Genomic DNA, 17948 nt, shown 5'->3' on the forward strand with positions numbered 1-17948 from the left:
GGTCCGCGACTCAATAATTGATGATGTGTCAATTTATCGAATGGACGACTTGGACGCAATGGCTTATCGTCAACCTGGTTAGATAAGTGAGAGAGGGGAAAGGCGCCATGAACCAGCCGGCACCACCGCTGCGCATCCTGCCGGCGATCGATCTGGACAGCCAGCGATACTGGACTTCCGGCAAGGACGGGGTGCTGGTGATATTCAAGTGCCATTCGTGTGCCACTTATGTGCACCCGCCCGTACCCTTCTGTCCCGCTTGTGAGAGCGTTGAGGTGGAGCCGGCACCCGTTTCAGGGCGCGGCAGGGTCGAAACCTTCACGATCAATCACAAGGCCTGGGTGCCGGGCCTGCCGGTGCCCTATGTCCTCGCCCTGGTCGCGCTGGAGGAAGCCCCCGAAGTGCGCCTGGTCGGCAACATCACCCATTGCGATCCGGCCGAAGTGACCTTCGGTATGCCGGTAGACGTATGGTTCGAACCGGCCGAAGACCTGTGGATTCCGCTGTTCCGTCCAGTCGGAGGCGCCGTATGACCGCCTACGCCGAAAAGAACACCGCGATCACCGGCATCGGCATTTCCGATGTCTCGCGGGGGGCCAGCAAGTCGGCACTGGCGCTGACTGTCGATGCCGCAATGGAAGCGATCCGCGATGCCGGGCTGACCCGTGCGGACATCGACGGAATCGCCACCTGGCCGGGCGAACGTGCTGATGGATCGGGATTTTCTCCGGTCGGCTGCGCGTCCTTGCAAGATGCGCTGCGGCTCAAGGTGGGCTGGTACGCCGGCGGCGGTGAGGCCCCCGGTCAGTATGGCGCGGTATTCAACGCGATCGGCGCAATTGCTGCGGGCCTGTGCCGCAACGTGCTGATTTTCCGCACGATGTACGAGGCAACCGCCCGCAAGACCGCCTATGCCAACGCACTGTTGAAGGACGGCCAGCGCCAGGCCGGGCCATTTTCCTGGTATGCCCCCTACTACACCTATTCCGCCGCCTTGCAGCAGGCGCTGTTCTTCAACCTTTATGTCCACAAAAGCGGAATCACGCCCGAACAGGTCGCGCAGATCCCGATCAACCAGCGCCGCAATGCCGGGTTGAACCCCAACGCGGTCTATCGCACCCCGATCACGCTGGACGATTACCTGGCCTCCCCGATGATCGCCACCCCGCTGCGGCTCTATGACTGCGACGTGCCCTGTGACGGCGCGGTGGCGATCATCGTTTCGCGGCTGGACGTGGCCCGCACCCTGCGCAACCCGCCGGTGCGGATCGAGGCGGTGGGATCATCGATGCAGTACCGCAATTCGTGGACGCAATTGGACGCGCTCGACACCCAGGCGCAGCCCAAAGTGGCCGAGATGATGTGGAGCCGAACCGACCTGAAACCCGCCGATGTGGACATTGCCCAGCTCTATGACGGTTTTACGTTCCACACGCTCAACTGGCTGGAAAACTTTGGGTTTTGTGAGCGATACGGCGCCAAGGATTTCATCGAGGGCGGAAAGCGGATCGCGTTGGAAGGGGAACTGCCGGTCAATACCGGCGGCGGGGCGCTGTCAGGCGGGCGGCTGCACGCCTATGGCGCGGTGCACGAGGCCTGCACCCAACTATGGGGCCGGGGCGGCGCACGGCAGGTGAAAGGCAACCCGCAAGTGTGTGCAACTTCGACCGCTGGCGGCCCATTGGCCGGCGCTATGCTGCTCGTGCTCGACTAATCGCCGAGCGAGTCCACCACCCGGCTCCCTTCGCCTTCGCTAGTCCAGGTGGCATTGGCATTAGTCAGGTGCAACCGCCAGTGTGCTACCGCTGGCTCAACCTCACCGGCCTGAATCAGGTCGACGACCTTCTGGTAGGATCTGAGACCGGCCCGGTGACTTTTGCGCCGTGCATCCTGCGACCGGGAATGGCGGCGCTGAAACTCTATCTGGTGCTTGCCCGCCAGGTTGAGCAACATCCGGCTCATGAAGGTAATGGTCTTCAGGCCCGTGGCAGCTACCAGCGACTGGTGGAACACCTCGACTTTGGCGATAAACTCCTCGTGCCGATCGTCGTTCAGCATGGCTTCCATTTCAGTCAGCAATGCACGCAACTTGACGATAGCGCCGCCACCCTTGGCGGTCGCCAGCCAGCGAACCACCGAAGGTTCGATCGCGAGGCGTGCCTGGTAAAGGTCGGCAATCGTGGTTCCCTGGGACTCAAGGACGTAGCCTGCGTAGCGTGAAACAAGTTCGACCGAGGGCTTGTGGACCTTGGCACCGGTCCGCGAACCACGCACGACGCTAATCAAACCTTCCGCCTCGAGTATACGGAAGGCTTCGCGCAAGGTCGGTCGGGAAATGCCGAGGCTCTCCATCAACTGCCCTTCGGGCGGAAGCGAATCACCTTCATTGAGATCGCCTCGCACGATTTGCCCACGGATCTTGTCTGCAACGATTTCGCTGGTCTTCGGCACGTGGATGCGCTGTTGCCTATTCACAATATCATCGATCGAACCAAGCAGCATAGAACCATCCCTTTGCGACAACAATGCGCGATAGGGCTACATAGTGAACTTGGTTTTATAACTGAAGCGGAAAGTTGCCATCCGGAACCTAACTGCCGAACGACAGGCCTTCGTTGAGCGTCCACTTTGCGTTGCGGCCCCGCACCCAGCCGCCAGCCGCCCAAGTGCCGCCATCAACTGGCAACAACACACCAGTTACATAAGACGCCATGGAAGAGCAAAGGAAAACCGCCGCATCTGCACATTCCCAATCCTGCCCTTCTCGCCCGAGCGGGATTAGCCGGTTCATCGCATCGACTTCTTCCGGCGAATGGCGTCGCCAAGTCGAAGTATCCACCGGCCCAACGCGGTTGCCCTGATTGCCTGGGGTGATTGTGTGATCCGGAGCAAGGCAGTTGACCCGGATGCCGTGGCCGGAAAGCTCGACCGCCATCGACTTTGTGAAGCTGAGCATTCCGGCCTTGCAAGCGGCGTAGACGGCAAAATTGGGTGCTGCGCGCTCCGCCTCGATCGAGGCGACGTTGACAATCGCCCCACCCCGGCCCTCACGGATCATGATCGGTGCTGCGGCATGGGTCGCAGCCAGCATCGAAACAAGGTTGATGTCGATATGCCGCCGCCAGCTGCGCTCGCTTTGCTCCAGGAACGGCCGGGCCGCTGTACCGCCGGCGTTGTTGACGAGGATGTCGATCCGCCCGAACTCGGCATCGGCGGCGGCAATCCCGGTACGCAAGGCCCCGGTATCCATCACATCGCCGATGATCGGCAGAGCGCGGCGACCCAGTTCGCGGATCCGCGCCGCCGTTTCATCGGCTCTTTCCGGCACGATCTCGAACAGGGCCACATCGGCCCCGGCCTCAGCCAGTCGCACCGCGACAGCCCGGCCAATTCCGCCACCGCCGCCTGTTACGAAGGCCGCTTGCCCTTCCAGAGAAATCGTCATGCTCATTTCGCGTCCCCCCCGACCGGACAGGTCCGGCAATATTCGATCCGGTGCCCGTCGGGATTCAGCAGAAAGAAGAATTCCGCATCCTGACCGCGCCGAACCCCATCGGCATCGACCGGGAAACCGGGGAGTTCGGAATAGTCGAACATAGCGCCCCGCGCCGTCAGCAATGCCCGCAAGGGGGCGAGCAACTGCCGGTTCATCAGCGCCACGTCGACCCGTTGGCTGCCCGATTGAGGTGTGCGTCCCTGAACCAACCACAGCTTGACCCCGCCAAGGCGAAAGCAGGCCATCGGGACGGTGCCGCCGTCCTTGCTCCGGTCCTCACCACTATAGATCGGCTCGGCCCCGAACACGCGGGTATACCATGCAATCGAGGCCCCAAGATCGACCACCCGAAGGTTTACATCGAGCTTTCCATTAAGCGGATCAGCCATCATTCAGCCCAACGCCCATCACCGCACCGGTGACATAGGCAGCATAGTCGCTGGCCAGATAGGCGACGAGATTGCCGAGCGTTGATCCCTGTTCGAAAGTTAGCACCGCATTGATCCGGATCCCGTCGCGGGCCCATTCCACCCCCAGCGTCTTGGTCAGGTTGGACAGCGCCCCAGCGGCAGCGGCTTGATCGCTGCCCAGTGCTTGTTCAGGTGCACCAACAAAGATCACTGCTCCACCCTGGCTCGCCGCGCGCCGTTCCGCAGCGAAATCGCGGGCCAGCAGAAATCGCTGGTCCAACCCGTGATCGAGCGCAGCGCGCCATTCGGCGTGGCCTAGTTCGTGCACCGGCTTAATTGGCGGAGACGCGGCGACATGGACCAGCACATCGCAGTTCCCTTCAGTGACAAAAGTTGCGCCCTGCGCTTTAAGCGCGGCGCCAATGGCCGGGCTTTCCCCAACCAGACGCGCGGTCCTTCCGGCAAGCCAGCCCATCAGCGCCAACCCCAGGGCCCTTCGACCCGTTCACGTGGGGGAACATAGTCTGGCATCATCAGCGAGCGGCGCAGGCTTTCCCCGCCGTCCTGAAGGATCACCTGCCCGGTCAGCCCGGCGAACAGGGGCGAGCAGGTCATCACCGAAAGCCAACCAAACTCGTGGATCGAGCCGGTCCGCCCGGCTGGGATCATGTTCTGGAGCACTTCGGTGGTGCCTTCACGCCGCCCGGCCGTGGAGGTTTCATGCGGGAAGAATCCGGCAGCAATGGCGTTGACCCGGATGCCGAACGGTGCCCATTCGCGCGCCATTGCCTTCGTCATAGTCGCCTGGGCGGTCTTTGCCGCAGCCGAATGGGCGTCGCCGGGAAAACCGGTCCAAATATACTGCGCCGAGTTGTTGATGATCGCGCCGCCCACCCCCCGCGCAATCAGGCGGCGGGCGAATTCGGTGGAGCACAAGAACGTTCCGTCTATGGCGATCCGCGTCACCGCGTTCCAGGCGTTGACCGAGATATCTTCGGCCAGGACCGGAAAGTTGGCCCCGGCATTGTTTGCCAGCAGGGTAACCGGACCGAGCATCGCCTCGGCTTCGTCAAAGGCGGCGGCCACCTGATCGGGCAGACGCACATCGCAGCTTATCGCATGAACCTTCACCCCCAGCGCCGCGATCTTTGCCGCGCCTTCCTGCGCCTTTACCAGACTGCGGCCCATCACCGCGACCTGCGCCCCACCTTGTGCGAAGGCCCGCGCCATCGCAAGACCCATTCCCGTTCCGCCACCGGTGACCAGTACGGTCTGTCCAGCAAAGATGTCCGCAGGATAAGGCGGAGACTCAAATGAGGGTGGCGTGGTGACAAGGTGGTGGTTGGGGACTGGCATGCAAACCTCCTCCTGATAGGCTTGCGCAGCACTGAAGGTCATGTCAAGACATAGATAACTAAGTTATATAGGATTAGCGCCGATGGAAATCCTCGCCGAAGGGCTGGCCTTCCCGGAAGGTCCGGTGGTCATGCAGGATGCCTCGATCATCGTGGTCGAGATGGCGGGAGGCCGCATCACGCGTTGCTGGAACGGCCGTACCGAAACGGTTTGTGCTATCGGCGGCGGGCCTAACGGGGCAGCGATTGGCCCGGATGGCGCGCTCTATGTCTGCAACAACGGCGGGCTCGACCCGGCAAAGTTCCAGAGCGCACGCGGCCCCGGCTGCGAAGGCCGGATCGAGCGGGTCGATCTCGCCACGGGTCGGTTCGAACGCATCCAAGACGCGTGCGACGGTATAGCGCTGGAAGCTCCAAACGATCTGGTCTTCGATGCCGATGGGCGCATGTGGTTTACTGATCTTGGCAAGAGCCACGACGGCATCCGCACTGCCAGCGGCCTGTTCACCTGCTTGACCGATGGAGCCTCAATCACTGCAATCAACCGTCATGCTGTCAGCTACAACGGTATCGGTCTCTCGCCGGACGGCAATTCGGTCTATTGTGCCGACACGCATCAGGCTCGGCTTTATCGCTATGCCTGCAAAGTTGAGGCACAGCGGCCGGAATGGGTTGCCACCGCTCATGGAGCGGTTGGGTTCGACAGCCTGGCCGTGACCGCCGCCGGCACCGTCTGCGTGGCCACCCTGTTCGAAGGCGGCATCACCACCATCACTCCCGACGGACAAAGCAGCAAGCGCAATTTCGACGATGTCTATGTTACCAACATTGCCTTCGGAGGGCCGGATATGAAGGACACCTACATCACTCTGTCCAGCAGGGGACTACTGGTGAAGGTCCGGTGGAACGAACCCGGACTCAAGCTCAATTACTATGCTTGATCCCACTGCAGACCGCGATGCCATCCGCCACCTGCTGGCGACCTATACCTATAACGGCGATCGCGGCCGGATTGCGGAGTTAGCTGCCTGCTTTGCGGCTGAAGGCGTTCTGGAGTTTCCAGGTGTCGCAGCGACCGGACCGGATGCAATCTATGCCGCGTTGACCGCTGGCGACCCGAGCGATCCGCGCCGCACCTTCGTGCGCCACCACACAACCAACCCACTGATTGAAATGGACGGCAATGCGGCTATCGCGCGGAGCTATTTCTCGGTCTGGTCAAACCACGGTCCCGATCATGCCGGAACCTATTCCGACCGATTGGTGCGAACCTTGAAGGGCTGGCGTTTTGCCCACCGGACGGTGCGGATCGATTGGCAGGCCGAAGGCAGTCTGTTCCGGCGGATGGTGACGCAGTGACCGTTACACCCGATCTCGCCGACGTGGAACGGTTGACCGCATGGCTAGACGGGAACGTCCCGCAGCTAGGTACTGGCCCGCTAAATGTCGCGCATCTCCACGGCGGCACCTCCAACGTGATCCTGACGCTCAATCGCGGCGGGCCGGACATGGTACTGCGCCGCCCGCCAACTGTCCCACCGCCCGGCTCGGACAAGGGAATTCTGCGCGAGGCGCGGGTGCTGACTGCGCTCAACGGCACACCAGTGCCGCACCCACACTGTTTCGGTTCCTGCGCCGATATCGAGGTCATCGGCGCACCGTTCTATGTGATGGAGCGGGTCCAGGGCTGGGCCGCCGAACTGCGTGGCGAGCACATATATCACCGCGCCCCATTCGATCGCGCACCAAGCGAGTATGGCATCGCCTATGCCATGGTCGATGGCCTGGTCGCCCTTGCCAATGTCGATTATCGGACGGTCGGCCTTGACGGGTTCGGAAAGCCTGACAATTTCCTCGAACGCCAGGTGGATCGCTGGGAAAGCCAGATCCGCTCCTATCCGGATCTTTATGGTTCCTCATGGCGCGATCTGCCGGGTTTTGCCTATGCTCGCGATTGGCTTCGCGCCAATCTGCCCGACGATTTCCGTGCCGGAATCATCCACGGCGACGTTGGCACACCCAACGCTCTGTTCGCCTTCGATCGGCCTGCCCGACTGACCGCGCTGATCGACTGGGAGCTCTCGACTATCGGCGATCCGCTGATCGACTTGGCCTGGTTCACTGGCCGCCTGCGCGACGAAGCCAAGCCGGACGAGATCGGCGCGGCGGCGCTCTACAACATTGCCAATTTCCCGACCCGGCAGGAACTGGCCCGGTATTACGCCGCCGGCACCGGGCGGGACCTCTCCAACTTCGATTACTACTGCGTGCTGGCAGCCTACAAGAGCGGCTGCATTCTTGAATACAAGGTAGCGCAAAGTGCGGCGGAAATCTTGCCTGCAACCACCGGTGCCTTTTTTGATAAACTGGTACGCGCTGCCTTCACGCGGGCCGAAACACTGGCTCGCGCGGCCGGATGAGGAGAGCGATCATGTGGCAGTTTCAGACCGACCCCGAAGTACAGGCCGAGCTCGATTGGTTGCTCGACTTCGTGAAGCGCGAAGTCGAACCGCTCGATGTCCGGTTCCCCGGTCACGGCGCACCCTATGACGTATCCAATGCAGAAAGCCGCGCTGCGATCCGCCCACTGCAGGACGAGGTGAAAAAGCGCGGACTGTGGGCCTGCCATCTTGGCGAACACCTGGGCGGGCCGGGCTATGGCCAGTTGCGGCTGGCGCTGATGAACGAGATCCTTGGCCGCTCTTATTGGGCACCGACGGTGTTCGGCACCGCCGCGCCCGATACCGGCAATGCAGAAATCCTCGCCCAATTCGGAACCGAGGCGCAGAAGGTGCAGTATCTCAAACCGCTAATGGACGGCGAAATCGTCTCATCCTTCTCGATGACGGAGCCGCAGGCCGGTGCCGATCCCAAGGAATTCATCTGCCGCGCCTGGCAGGATGGGGACGAATGGGTAATCGAAGGGGAGAAATGGTTCTCCTCGAACGCCCGCTTCGCCGCCTTCCTGATCGTCATGGCAGTAACAAATCCAGACAATCCGCCGCACGGGCGGATGTCCATGTTCATCGTCCCCACCGATACCCCTGGGGTAGATATCCTGCGCAACGTCAAGACGTTGGGCGACAGCCATTTCCGCGATGAAGGCACCCACGCCTATATCCGCTATAATCAGGTGCGGGTGCCGCTGGATGCCATGCTGGGTCAGCCGGGGGAAGGCTTCAAGGTGGCTCAGGCGCGACTGGGCGGCGGGCGCGTCCACCACGCGATGCGAACGGTTGGTAAGTGCCAGCGCGCGCTCGACATGATGGCCGAACGCGCCAATTCCCGCCGTACGCAAGGCAAGTTTCTGGCCGAGCATCAGTTCGTGCAAGGCATGATTGCCGACAGCTGGATCGAACTGGAGCAGTATCGCCTGCTGGTACTCAAGACTGCCTGGACCATCGACGAGGTCGAAGCCGGCCGCTCGCCGCCTGTCGCCCCGCGCACGTTAATCGCGATGTGCAAGGTGCAGATGGCCAAGGTTTATCACGACATAATCCAACGCGCGATTCACCTGCACGGCAGCCTGGGCGTGACATTGGAACTGCCGCTGGCCGATTGGTGGGCGGGGGTACCCAGCCTCGCTCTCGCCGACGGGCCGACCGAAGTGCACAAAGCCCAGGTCGCCAAGGCGCTGCTCAAGCGAGGCGCGACCGCGCCGGGGCTGTTCCCCAGCGAGCATTTCTCGACCCGGAAGGAAGTACTGGCATGATGGACCCGTTGTTCGACTTCACCGGCAAGGTGGTACTGGTAACGGGCGGCAGCCGCGGCCTCGGTTATCAGATGGTCAAGGCCTTTGCGGAGCGCGGCGCGAATGTGATCATCGCAAGCCGCAAGCTGGAAAACTGCGAGACGGTGGCGGAGGAATGCCGCCGATTGGGCCGCCGCGCGCTGGCCGTGGCCACGCATGTCGGACGCTGGGCTGAATGCGACGCATTAATCGAGGTGGCGTACAAGGAATTCGGTCGGATCGATGTGCTGGTCAACAATGCCGGGATGTCACCGCCCTGCCCGAGCCACGAGATGCCCGAAAGCCTGTTCGATTCGGTGATGAACCTGAACTTCAAGGGCCCATTCCGTTTGGCCAGCCAGATCGGCCACCGAATGGCTGATGGTGCCAATGAACACGGGGGTGGCTGCATCATCAACATCAGCTCGACCGGCGCACTGATGGCCTTGCCGGGCGTGGTTCCCTATGCCGCAGCCAAAGCTGCGCTCAATGCCATGACTGTGTCGCTGTCCCGTGAATATGGCCCCAAGGTGCGGGTCAACACGATCAGCGCCGGGCCGTTCCTGACAGACATCGCCGAAGCGTGGGATCCCAAACGCCGCGAAAAGCAGCCGGTCGCGCTGGGCCGGCCCGGTCGGCCGGAAGAGATCGTCACCGCAGCGCTGATGCTCGCCAGCCCGGCCAGTTCCTACACCACTGGTGCCTTGCTGAGAGTCGACGGAGGACAACGATGAGCCATCCCCTCCTTCTATTCGAGCGCGACGGCGCCATCGCCACGCTCACGTTAAACCGGCCCGACAAGCGCAATGCCATCAACCTTGCGCTATGGACCGAACTGGACAACCATCTTGCGGCGATCGAGGCAGCGGGTGACGCGATCGCGGTAGTCGTGCTACGCAGCACTGGCACGGTGTTCTCCGCTGGCAATGACCTGAACGAACGCGGAGCCAAAGCTCCCCGCCCCTATTACCAGGCCGGGATCGTCACCCGGCTGGCAGAGCTGCCTCAGCCGGTGATCGTCGCGGTTCAGGGTGGCTGCTTCACGGGCGGGTTGGAACTGGCGCTGGCCGGAGACATCATCGTTGCAGCCGAAAGCGCCAGTTTCGCTGATACCCACGGCAAGTTCGCCCTCGTTCCGGCCTGGGGCATGAGCCAGCGCCTGCCGCGCCGGGTCGGCCAGTGGAAGGCCCGTGAGATCAGCTTCACTGGCCTGCCCGTTTCCGGCACCGAAGCCGCGCGGATCGGCCTTGCCAACCACTGCGTGCCCGACGACGATGTGGATTCGACGGTCGCACGACTTGCCAACGCCAACGTCGGACAGAGCCGCCACAGCGTGTTCGCCTACAAGAAGCTCTACGTCGAACAGGCCGACCTGCCCTTGGAGGCCGGCCTAGCGCACGAAGTGTTTGCCAGCGCCGGGGTCGGTCCCGAATTTGCCGCGCGGGTCAACCGGGAGTTCGGGAAATGATGATCAACCACGTGGACAAACGTGTCGTTATTACCGGGGCCGCATCGGGCATCGGTAAGGCGCTTGCTGAATACCTCGCCGCACAGGGAGCACGACTGGTGCTGTCCGATATTGATGCTGGTCGGGTCAAAGCTCTCGCCGCCGGACTTAACGGGGCGATCGCGCTTCGATGCGACGTGAGTAACCATGCCAGCGTCGAAGCTCTAGCTGAAGCGGCACAAACGGAACTGGGCGGGATCGACCTAGTCTTCGCCAACGCCGGGACGATCCTCAATGGCCCACTCGTCAAATCCACGCCTGAAGAGTTCGACTGGCTGATGGGCGTCAACCTGCGCGGCGCGTGGTCTTCGATGACTGTATTCGCGCGGGCCTTGCTGGCGCAAGACGAAGGCGGTAAAATTTGCGTCACCGCATCAGAACATTCGCTGGGCCTGCAACACAGCGGTGCAGGAATCTATACCGCCAGCAAGCAGGCCGTGCTTGCCATGGCCGAAGTACTACGGACGGAACTGCCCAGGAAAGTCGGGATCAGTGTGTTCTGCCCCGGGCTGGTTTCAACCGGGCTGGCAGATGCTGTTCGTCCCCCGCACCTGCGTCAGCCCAAAGACCACCAGCGCGAGTTATCCCGCGCAGTCCAAGCACAGGGGATGAGCGCCACCGAAGCCGCTGAGGCGGCGATTGCCGGAACCTTCCGAGGCGACTTCCTGATTGTCACCCATCCCAATTCGTTCGCAGCAGCGCAAATTCGTCATGCCGAAATCGAAGCAGCCTTTGCCGCCCAGGCTCCTGCCGGGGATGATACCGGGCGCTATGACGTAAACCGGATTGTCGCCGAATTGATGAGCAAGCCACAGGGCTCATAATATGCCTCGCATGGTCATTGCTGACGAGTGTGGCCCGCCCGAAGCTACGAACTCCGCGATCTAAGCTCGCTCGCCTTGCGACCCGGACATGTGCGGATCGCGATTCAAGCGGCCGGGATCAGCTTTGTCGACGTACTGACTGCTGAGGGGCGCTATCAGATCAAGCCGCCAATGCCGTGCACTCCCGGCAGCGAATCCGCAGGCGTGATTCGCGATATCGGCACAGAAGTGTCGGGTCTTTCAGTGGGTGATCAAGTCTCGGCTAGCGGCTGGGGCGGGTTGTTCGCCAAAGAAGCGGTGCTTCCGGCGCGCGGAGTCCGCAAGTTTCCAGATGCGTTGAGCTTTACCGAAGCGGCGGTTTCCCGGTCAGCTATGCCACCGCCTGGCACGGGCTGGTTGATCGCGGCCAACTTCACGCGGGCGAAACGCTGCTGGTCCTTGGCGCCGGTGGAGCGACGGGTTATGCCGCTGTGCAAGTCGGCAAGCACCTTGGCGCGCGGGTGATCGCGTCTGCCTCCAGCGCGGACAAACGTACCCTTGCACTGGCGGGCGGGGCAGATAATGTCGTTGACGCCCGCGCCGATAATTGGCGCGAGCAGGTCAAGGCGGCAAATGAAGGCAAACCGGTCGACGTGGTGTTTGACCCGGTTGGCGGCGAGGCGACCGGTCCGGCATTTCGCTCGCTTGGTTGGGGCGGTCGGCACCTTGTCATCGGTTTTCTAGGCGGAATCGCAACTCTCCAAACCAACCTGTCGCTGCTTAAGGATGCCAGCCTTGTCGGCGTCGATATCCGCCAGTTTAATGAGCGGGAGCCGGACAAGGCGGAAGCGAACCGCGCCGAAACCAGCCGCCTTGCCGCTGCGGGCGTGCTGAAGCTGGTCATCGCCCAGACTTTTCCGCTCGAACGGTTCCGCGAGGCCATGACTGCTGCTGCCAGCGGCGCACTGGCAGGGCGGATGGTGCTGGAAATCTAGCGCCACCCGGCTTCGATCGAGGCGAGACGTGCGCGCCAGCCGGAATGCCCACCCATTGCCACGAAGTCGCTCGAAAGACTTTTCACCAGCTGCGCCACCGGCAACTCCGTATCTATCAACCCAACACTTTGCCCTGCACTGAAAATGTCGCGCCAAGGCTTTATTCCGGCGGGCATGGGTGTCCGGTGGTCAGGTAACTCCAAGTAATCGAGGCCCGCCGCCTCAAGCGAATCCGCGATCCAGTTGGCAACTACCCCGTTCATGGCCGCTGAAGGAACGATCCGCTCCATTCCCGCGCGAACGATCATATCTCGGTGCCGCTGGACCACGCCGCTTTCCGGGGTAGCAATAAATCGAGTGCCCATACAGGCAAGGTCTGCGCCCAGCGCAAGCGCACCGCGTATCGCGCGCGCATCGGCAATCCCGCCCGCGACAATCAGCAGGCCATCCCATATCCGCCGGACTGCCGGAACAAAGGCAAAGGGTGTCAAATCGCCCGTATGCCCCCCTGCCCCCGCACAGGTCAGCATAAGACCATCGACCCCAGCCGCCAAAGCCTTCTCGGCATGACGCAAGGTCGTAACATCCTGGATCACTCGGCCACCCCAGCCATGAACCCGCTCGACCATCCGCGCCGGATCTCCGACACTGGATAAGACCAGCGGAAACCGGGCCTGTTCCAGCAGGCCAAAACGGCTGTCAAAGGCTGGGTCGCCGGCCATTCGCGCGGGCAAGTTGACGATTGCGGGGGCACGACCGGGCGCTTCCAGCATCGCGAGATAGTGTGAGAATTCGGTCTCGTTCGTTGCGGCGCCGCCCTGCCAACCCGCAACGACTCCTGCTTCCACGCACGCCCGTGTGAGCGCCGGAGAAGATGCAATGCTCATCGGCGCGCACATGAGCGGCAGTTCGAGTTGCGCGAACATCACGCCAGGCTGCCCCACTCGGCTCACGCTGCTAGCATCGCCTTCACTTCGCGCCGAAGCAGCTTGCCCATTTCATTATAGGGCAAGGTCGGGAAGAAGCGGACCAGTTCCGGCACCCGGCTAGAGCGCAAACGAGCGCGGATCATGTCCTTCAGTTCACTCTCGCTCGGCTGGTCAAAACCGCCGCGCACTACCGCGGCGATCCCCACCGCCTCGCCCCATTCCAGGCTGGGGACGGCGACGGCGGCTACATCGGCAATCGCCGGATGGGTCAGCAACAGGTCCTCGATCTCGCCCGGCGAGATGTTCTCACCTCCGCGCACGATCACGTCGTCGGCGCGGCCAGCCAGAAATAGATAGCCGTCCTCGTCGAGATAGCCAGCATCGCGGGTCGGGAACCAGCCATCGGCATCAAGCGCGCTCTTTTCCTTGTACTGGCCGGAAACCTGATCACCCCGCACATAGATTTCACCCGCCTGCCTCGGCGGCAGGGTGTGGCCGTCTTCGTCGCGGATTTCCAGTTCGACCGTCGGCAGTGGAATTCCGACCGAAGCCAGCCGAGCCTGTATTTTGGGATCGCTTGAGCGGTGGGCAGCACGGTGTTCGTCCGGCCCCAGCAAGGCGATGGTTGAACTGGTTTCGGTCAGGCCATAGGCGTTGGTGAAGGCCGTTTCGGGCAGCAGGTCGAGCGCCTGCCGGATCAGTTCGAGCGGCATCTTGCCCCCGCCATAAGCAATCGCGCGCAGCGAGGTGATGTCCGCCTTCACACCTTTTTCCAGCGCGTGGATGATCCGCCCCAGCATGGTCGGAACCACAAAGGCATTGGTGACCCGTTCGGCATCGACCAACTTCAGCCAGTCCTCCGGCGCGAACGCGGGCAGCAGCACGATCCGCCGCTGGGCATAGATCGACGAGGCCAAGGCCGCGATGCCGGCAATGTGATAGGGCGGCACCGAAACCAGCGTCGCTTCGCCCTCGTCCGCCGAGCCGAACTCAACCGTGCCAAGGATGTAGGACACCAGATTGGAATGGCCTAGCAGCGCCGCCTTGGGCGCGGCGGTGGTGCCGCTGGTGAACAGCTGGATCGCCGTGCCAAGGCCCGGGTCGTGCTCGGCAAATTCATCGGCCACCGCCTCCAGCGCGGCCTGCGTGAATTCGCTGCGCGGATAGGCGGTGTGGCCCTGCCCGTCGGCCAGCCGGCCGACCCGCGCCACATCACCGATCACCAGCGCCGGGGCTATCCGCCCGAGCAGCGCGCCCAGATCGGTATCGGCGAGCCGGTAATTAAGCGGGCAATACGGGACGCCGGCCAGCGCCGCGCCGAACAGCGCTATCACCGCCGCTTCGCTCGATTCGTCAAGCAGGGCAACGTGGCTAGCACCGCTGGCGCGGATCAGTTCGCAGGCTCCGCGTGCGGCGACATCCAGCTCGCCATAGGTCCAGCGCTTGCCGTCACAAATCAGGCCGACGCGGTTGGGAGCAGCCTGGGCGGCCATTTCGAGTATAAGGGAAATGTTCATGGGTATCGATCAGTCCGAAGCAGGGAGCGGCTTGGCTTCCTTCAGCACCAGCGCCACGCCGTTCAGGGCGAAACTGCCCTTGCCCGGCTTTACGCAGAGCAGCTCTACCGTGCCATCGACATCGATATACCGCTTGCCCATTACCGTGCCTCCGTCGAATCCGGCGACAGGCGTACCATCACCGACCGCATCGTCGGCCATCGGCACACCACCGCATTCGATCGTGCCGCCCATGTACTTGATCACCACCGCTTCGCTGGCGCAGGCCGCGCTCTTGATCCGGCTTCCAGGTTTCATCACTTCACTCCCAAAATGCCATTACCAACCGGCCAGCTTGGCCGCGCGGGCGCGGTTCTGCGCCGGGCTGCCGAGCCAGGCCCGGTTCTGGATCGAACGACGGAACCAGTAATTGAGGCCATGTTCCCATGTATAGCCGATCCCGCCGTGGACGACGATGGCGGCGCGTGTGGTGCGGGTATATACTTCGCACAAGTGCGCCTTAGCCATGGCGGCGGCTCGGGTGCAATCAGGCAAATCCGCATCCCAGGCATAAGCCGCGTACCACACCAGCGCCCGAGATGGTTCCACCTCCAGTGCCATTTGCGCCAGCTGGTGCTTTACCGCCTGAAACTTGGCGATCGCCTTGCCGAACTGTTCGCGGGTCTTGGCATAATCGACCGACAGGTCGGTGCAGTGTTGCGCTCCGCCCAGGGCATCGGCAGCGATCAGCACCAACGCGGCATCGTTCAGGCGCTGGACCATCGGATCACCGGCGGCGAACAGCGGATGCGCCTTTACGGTGTCGAACGTCACTCGCGATACGGGGCGGCTGCGATCGGTCGCAATGACCGCCTCGATCGTCACCCCTTGTCCTGCCTCGATCAGATGCAATCCGCCCGCACCATCATCGGCCAGGAAATAGTCGGCCGCGCGGGCCGCCTGGACCAGATTGCCGCTGAGCGCGAGCGTGACGACGCTTTCCCCGCTGGCAATTGCGGGCAGCAGTTCACGGGTGGCAGCGTTGGCGCAAGCAGACACGGCAATCGCGCCGACAATCTGCCCAATCAACGGCCCCGGCGCAGCCGCCGCGCCCGCCACTTCGCAGACCAGCGCAGCATCAAGCAGGCCTAGGCCAGCCCCGCCATCAGCTTCGGGCAGGGCTAGACCGCCGATACCCAGCGCCATCAGCGCCTGCCAGCTGTCCGCATCAAAATCAGCCTCGCCATCGGCAAAGCCGTGCAACTGCTCCATCCCCCAGCATTCGCCCAGGGTGCCGCGCACAGCGTCCTGGATTGCGACCTGTTCGGATGTCAGGTGAAAACGCATCGCTCCCTCTCCCCGTCAGGCCGCGCCATCGCGCGGCAGGCCAAGACCACGTTCGGCGATGATGTTGCGCTGGATGTTGCTGGTGCCCCCGGCAATCGAATTGCCCAGGCTGCCCATGATCTGATCAAGCCACTTGTTGGGTCCGCGCGGCCCGCGCGGCCCGCGCCCGCCGGCCCCGGCCGGCTCGATCAGGGCGTGATCGGCAATCAGGTCCTGCGCCAGCAGGGCCATCTCGTGCCCGATTTCGGTCAGCAGCAGCTTCATCATAAGCTGGACCGACCCGGCATCTTCCCCGGCTGCTGCACAAGAAAACAGGCGAAAGCTGGTGTAGCGGTGGGACATGACCCTTCCTTCGATCTCGGCCAACCGGTCACGGACCAACGGATCGTTCATTCGCCCCATTTCCTCGGCCAGTTCCACTAGTTTCCTGAACTGGCCACCCAGGCCGTCGGCACTGCCGATGCTGGCGCGTTCATGCTTCAGCGTGGTGCGCGAAACGTACCAGCCCTTGCCGCGTTCGCCGACCTGCCACGCCACCGGCGTTTCGGCATTGTCGAAGAAGAATTCGCAAAAAGTATGTGCGCCCTCTTCCCCGGTCATCTGCCGGATTGGGCGGCGGGTGATGCCGGGTTGATCGAGGTCGATCAGCAGATAGGTGATTCCGTCATGCTTGGGCGCGTCGGGCTCGGTTCGCACCAACATAAACATATGGGTCGCCTGCATGCCTTGGCTGGTCCATATCTTCTGGCCGTTGATGATCCACTTGGTGCCGTCGGGCGAAAGCTCGCTTTTGGTGCGAACCGAGGCAAGGTCTGAGCCGGAGCCGGGTTCGGAATAGCCTTGGCCCCAGATGTAATCGCCCTCGATGGTCTGACGGATGAACAGGTCCTTCTGTTCCTCCGTGCCTTGTTCGAGCAAGGTCGGCACGGTCATGTTGACGCCGTTACCGCCCACTTCCATCGGCGCGCGGGCGCGCGAAAATTCCTCGCGGATCACTTGGGCCCGAATCACGTCGACTGGTTGTTCTGAGCCGCCATAGCGCTTCGGTACCGCGCGGTAGAGGTAACCGCGCTCGACCGCAGCGCGGCGGAATGCACGAACGAACTCTTTCAGTTCGACGCCGTGCCTGTCGCGCGGTTGCCAGTGTTCTTGCACAAAGCCGCGCACTTCCGTCCGGAAGGCTTCCGCCGCTTCGCCGTAACTCAGGTCCATTGACAAATTTCTCCGTAGTCGGTGGTTGTTTCGCGGTTTAGGCTATGCCTTAGTTGTATTACTAGGTCAAATATGTCGATCACTCTGGAGGGTTTAATGACACCCCCAACGAACCATCCCTAGCCACCCCGATACTATGATCAGGACGGCTGTGCATTTGTCCCCACCTCCGTGTGCCGAAGCCCATGGGATGGCCTTGCGATTGCGGGCGGGCCAGTCAGCGCGTTGCAAGCCCATTGTGCCAAGGATGCTGCGCTGGACAAACATTTAGAGATCGCCCGGTTCCAAATCGACATTTTCGGCAAGGTCCCACACCAGCCGCTTACCCACGCCCTGGAAGTGTCGAGCGGAGGTCGGAAGACCAAACTGCAGCGGATTGTCCTGCTGGCTGGAGATAAACCGGTGGCGCAGGCCCAAGTCCTGCGTGTGCGCCGGATGGACACCCCGGTGTTCGCCGTACCTCACGACTATCCTGCCCCTGAGACAATCCCGGTGTAGGAAGAGCCGCCCAACGCGCGCATGGCAGGGGCTATCACTTTGCGCAGGATTGTGGGAGCACCCGGCATTCCCGGCCGCAGCGTCTTATGGTTGAAGCCAGTATCCGACTGAAGTCGGAGGGGTGCCTCCCAGAAGTGGGACTCTAAATCCGCACCAACGGAAAAATGCCT

Annotated in this window: 22 protein-coding genes; 12 read left to right on the forward strand and 10 right to left on the reverse strand. The window is 62.5% G+C overall.

What is annotated here, in order from left to right; translation table 11 throughout:
- Positions 1-107 precede the first annotated feature (107 nt).
- Positions 108-533, forward strand: a complete 426-nt coding sequence (locus ABIE62_RS10160; RefSeq protein WP_354325725.1) for a Zn-ribbon domain-containing OB-fold protein — start codon at positions 108-110, stop codon at positions 531-533.
- Positions 530-1714 carry a thiolase family protein gene (locus tag ABIE62_RS10165; protein ID WP_354325727.1) on the forward strand — a complete coding sequence of 395 codons (1185 nt, stop codon included), beginning with the start codon at positions 530-532 and terminating at the stop codon, positions 1712-1714. Before ABIE62_RS10160 ends, ABIE62_RS10165 begins: the two co-directional genes overlap by 4 nt.
- On the opposite strand, the gene ABIE62_RS10170 is transcribed toward ABIE62_RS10165, so the two are convergent.
- From ABIE62_RS10170 to ABIE62_RS10190, 5 genes are all read right to left on the reverse strand, one after another.
- Positions 1711-2502, reverse strand: a complete 792-nt coding sequence (locus tag ABIE62_RS10170) for a FadR/GntR family transcriptional regulator (protein ID WP_354325729.1) — start codon at positions 2500-2502, stop codon at positions 1711-1713. The genes ABIE62_RS10165 and ABIE62_RS10170 overlap by 4 nt on opposite strands.
- An 88-nt stretch (positions 2503-2590) precedes the next feature.
- Positions 2591-3445, reverse strand: a complete 855-nt coding sequence (locus ABIE62_RS10175; RefSeq protein WP_354325731.1) for an SDR family NAD(P)-dependent oxidoreductase — start codon at positions 3443-3445, stop codon at positions 2591-2593.
- A gap of 2 nt (positions 3446-3447) precedes the next feature.
- A complete protein-coding gene (locus ABIE62_RS10180) occupies positions 3448-3888 on the reverse strand; it encodes a VOC family protein (protein WP_354325733.1) in 441 nt (146 codons plus the stop codon).
- Complete coding sequence (locus ABIE62_RS10185) at positions 3878-4381, reverse strand: SDR family oxidoreductase (protein ID WP_354325734.1); 504 nt, start codon at positions 4379-4381, stop codon at positions 3878-3880. Before ABIE62_RS10185 ends, ABIE62_RS10180 begins: the two co-directional genes overlap by 11 nt.
- A complete protein-coding gene (locus ABIE62_RS10190) occupies positions 4381-5262 on the reverse strand; it encodes an SDR family oxidoreductase (RefSeq protein WP_354325736.1) in 882 nt (293 codons plus the stop codon). The genes ABIE62_RS10185 and ABIE62_RS10190 overlap by 1 nt, the downstream gene beginning before the upstream one ends.
- An 82-nt stretch (positions 5263-5344) precedes the next feature.
- Here ABIE62_RS10190 and ABIE62_RS10195 point away from each other — a divergent pair, with 82 nt between their 5' ends.
- The 9 genes from ABIE62_RS10195 (at position 5345) to ABIE62_RS10235 (ending at position 12296) form a co-directional block, all read left to right on the forward strand.
- On the forward strand, positions 5345-6202 hold the full coding sequence (locus tag ABIE62_RS10195) for an SMP-30/gluconolactonase/LRE family protein (RefSeq protein ID WP_354325737.1): 858 nt from the start codon (positions 5345-5347) through the stop codon (positions 6200-6202).
- Positions 6195-6620, forward strand: coding sequence for a nuclear transport factor 2 family protein (locus tag ABIE62_RS10200; RefSeq protein WP_354325739.1), 426 nt, complete (start codon positions 6195-6197; stop codon positions 6618-6620). Before ABIE62_RS10195 ends, ABIE62_RS10200 begins: the two co-directional genes overlap by 8 nt.
- Positions 6617-7681: a phosphotransferase family protein gene (locus tag ABIE62_RS10205; RefSeq protein ID WP_354325740.1), complete on the forward strand. Its 1065-nt coding sequence runs from the start codon at positions 6617-6619 to the stop codon at positions 7679-7681. The genes ABIE62_RS10200 and ABIE62_RS10205 overlap by 4 nt, the downstream gene beginning before the upstream one ends.
- 11 nt (positions 7682-7692) lie before the next feature.
- Entirely contained in the window at positions 7693-8973 is a 1281-nt protein-coding gene (locus ABIE62_RS10210) for an acyl-CoA dehydrogenase family protein (RefSeq protein WP_354325742.1), read from the forward strand.
- Positions 8970-9725 carry an SDR family NAD(P)-dependent oxidoreductase gene (locus ABIE62_RS10215; protein ID WP_354325744.1) on the forward strand — a complete coding sequence of 252 codons (756 nt, stop codon included), beginning with the start codon at positions 8970-8972 and terminating at the stop codon, positions 9723-9725. The genes ABIE62_RS10210 and ABIE62_RS10215 overlap by 4 nt, the downstream gene beginning before the upstream one ends.
- A complete protein-coding gene (locus ABIE62_RS10220) occupies positions 9722-10459 on the forward strand; it encodes an enoyl-CoA hydratase/isomerase family protein (RefSeq protein WP_354325746.1) in 738 nt (245 codons plus the stop codon). The genes ABIE62_RS10215 and ABIE62_RS10220 overlap by 4 nt, the downstream gene beginning before the upstream one ends.
- Positions 10456-11322: an SDR family oxidoreductase gene (locus ABIE62_RS10225; protein ID WP_354325748.1), complete on the forward strand. Its 867-nt coding sequence runs from the start codon at positions 10456-10458 to the stop codon at positions 11320-11322. Before ABIE62_RS10220 ends, ABIE62_RS10225 begins: the two co-directional genes overlap by 4 nt.
- Positions 11323-11412: 90 nt before the next feature.
- Complete coding sequence (locus ABIE62_RS10230) at positions 11413-11826, forward strand: alcohol dehydrogenase catalytic domain-containing protein (protein ID WP_354325750.1); 414 nt, start codon at positions 11413-11415, stop codon at positions 11824-11826.
- Positions 11793-12296, forward strand: coding sequence for a zinc-binding dehydrogenase (locus ABIE62_RS10235; RefSeq protein ID WP_354325751.1), 504 nt, complete (start codon positions 11793-11795; stop codon positions 12294-12296). Before ABIE62_RS10230 ends, ABIE62_RS10235 begins: the two co-directional genes overlap by 34 nt.
- Here the strand turns inward: ABIE62_RS10235 and ABIE62_RS10240 are convergent.
- The 5 genes from ABIE62_RS10240 to ABIE62_RS10260 are packed head-to-tail and all read right to left on the reverse strand — an operon-like array spanning position 12293 to position 17280.
- On the reverse strand, positions 12293-13222 hold the full coding sequence (locus ABIE62_RS10240) for an NAD(P)H-dependent flavin oxidoreductase (RefSeq protein WP_354325901.1): 930 nt from the start codon (positions 13220-13222) through the stop codon (positions 12293-12295). The genes ABIE62_RS10235 and ABIE62_RS10240 overlap by 4 nt on opposite strands.
- 23 nt (positions 13223-13245) lie before the next feature.
- The gene (locus tag ABIE62_RS10245; RefSeq protein ID WP_354325753.1) at positions 13246-14742 is read right to left on the reverse strand and encodes a class I adenylate-forming enzyme family protein; all 1497 of its coding nucleotides are present in this window, start codon (positions 14740-14742) and stop codon (positions 13246-13248) included.
- Positions 14743-14751: 9 nt separating this feature from the next.
- Positions 14752-15039 carry a hypothetical protein gene (locus ABIE62_RS10250; RefSeq protein WP_354325755.1) on the reverse strand — a complete coding sequence of 96 codons (288 nt, stop codon included), beginning with the start codon at positions 15037-15039 and terminating at the stop codon, positions 14752-14754.
- A gap of 21 nt (positions 15040-15060) precedes the next feature.
- Positions 15061-16068, reverse strand: coding sequence for an acyl-CoA dehydrogenase family protein (locus ABIE62_RS10255; RefSeq protein ID WP_354325757.1), 1008 nt, complete (start codon positions 16066-16068; stop codon positions 15061-15063).
- A gap of 15 nt (positions 16069-16083) precedes the next feature.
- Positions 16084-17280 carry an acyl-CoA dehydrogenase family protein gene (locus tag ABIE62_RS10260; RefSeq protein WP_354325759.1) on the reverse strand — a complete coding sequence of 399 codons (1197 nt, stop codon included), beginning with the start codon at positions 17278-17280 and terminating at the stop codon, positions 16084-16086.
- Positions 17281-17451: 171 nt separating this feature from the next.
- Between ABIE62_RS10260 and ABIE62_RS10265 the strand changes: the two genes are divergently transcribed.
- Positions 17452-17778 carry an acyl-CoA thioesterase domain-containing protein gene (locus ABIE62_RS10265; RefSeq protein WP_354325760.1) on the forward strand — a complete coding sequence of 109 codons (327 nt, stop codon included), beginning with the start codon at positions 17452-17454 and terminating at the stop codon, positions 17776-17778.
- Positions 17779-17948: the final 170 nt, after the last annotated feature.

It is taken from the genome of Porphyrobacter sp. MBR-155 (genome assembly GCF_040547625.1).
In the GTDB taxonomy this organism is placed as follows: domain Bacteria; phylum Pseudomonadota; class Alphaproteobacteria; order Sphingomonadales; family Sphingomonadaceae; genus Erythrobacter.

Coding starts and splice junctions, on each gene's coding strand:
- ABIE62_RS10160 (WP_354325725.1), top strand. CDS start 108: ATGAACCAGCCGGCACCACCGCTGCGCATCCTGCCGGCGATCGATCTG.
- ABIE62_RS10165 (WP_354325727.1), top strand. CDS start 530: ATGACCGCCTACGCCGAAAAGAACACCGCGATCACCGGCATCGGCATT.
- ABIE62_RS10170 (WP_354325729.1), bottom strand. CDS start 2,502: ATGCTGCTTGGTTCGATCGATGATATTGTGAATAGGCAACAGCGCATC.
- ABIE62_RS10175 (WP_354325731.1), bottom strand. CDS start 3,445: ATGACGATTTCTCTGGAAGGGCAAGCGGCCTTCGTAACAGGCGGCGGT.
- ABIE62_RS10180 (WP_354325733.1), bottom strand. CDS start 3,888: ATGATGGCTGATCCGCTTAATGGAAAGCTCGATGTAAACCTTCGGGTG.
- ABIE62_RS10185 (WP_354325734.1), bottom strand. CDS start 4,381: ATGGGCTGGCTTGCCGGAAGGACCGCGCGTCTGGTTGGGGAAAGCCCG.
- ABIE62_RS10190 (WP_354325736.1), bottom strand. CDS start 5,262: ATGCCAGTCCCCAACCACCACCTTGTCACCACGCCACCCTCATTTGAG.
- ABIE62_RS10195 (WP_354325737.1), top strand. CDS start 5,345: ATGGAAATCCTCGCCGAAGGGCTGGCCTTCCCGGAAGGTCCGGTGGTC.
- ABIE62_RS10200 (WP_354325739.1), top strand. CDS start 6,195: ATGCTTGATCCCACTGCAGACCGCGATGCCATCCGCCACCTGCTGGCG.
- ABIE62_RS10210 (WP_354325742.1), top strand. CDS start 7,693: ATGTGGCAGTTTCAGACCGACCCCGAAGTACAGGCCGAGCTCGATTGG.
- ABIE62_RS10215 (WP_354325744.1), top strand. CDS start 8,970: ATGATGGACCCGTTGTTCGACTTCACCGGCAAGGTGGTACTGGTAACG.
- ABIE62_RS10220 (WP_354325746.1), top strand. CDS start 9,722: ATGAGCCATCCCCTCCTTCTATTCGAGCGCGACGGCGCCATCGCCACG.
- ABIE62_RS10225 (WP_354325748.1), top strand. CDS start 10,456: ATGATGATCAACCACGTGGACAAACGTGTCGTTATTACCGGGGCCGCA.
- ABIE62_RS10240 (WP_354325901.1), bottom strand. CDS start 13,222: ATGTTCGCGCAACTCGAACTGCCGCTCATGTGCGCGCCGATGAGCATT.
- ABIE62_RS10245 (WP_354325753.1), bottom strand. CDS start 14,742: ATGAACATTTCCCTTATACTCGAAATGGCCGCCCAGGCTGCTCCCAAC.
- ABIE62_RS10250 (WP_354325755.1), bottom strand. CDS start 15,039: ATGAAACCTGGAAGCCGGATCAAGAGCGCGGCCTGCGCCAGCGAAGCG.
- ABIE62_RS10255 (WP_354325757.1), bottom strand. CDS start 16,068: ATGCGTTTTCACCTGACATCCGAACAGGTCGCAATCCAGGACGCTGTG.
- ABIE62_RS10260 (WP_354325759.1), bottom strand. CDS start 17,280: ATGGACCTGAGTTACGGCGAAGCGGCGGAAGCCTTCCGGACGGAAGTG.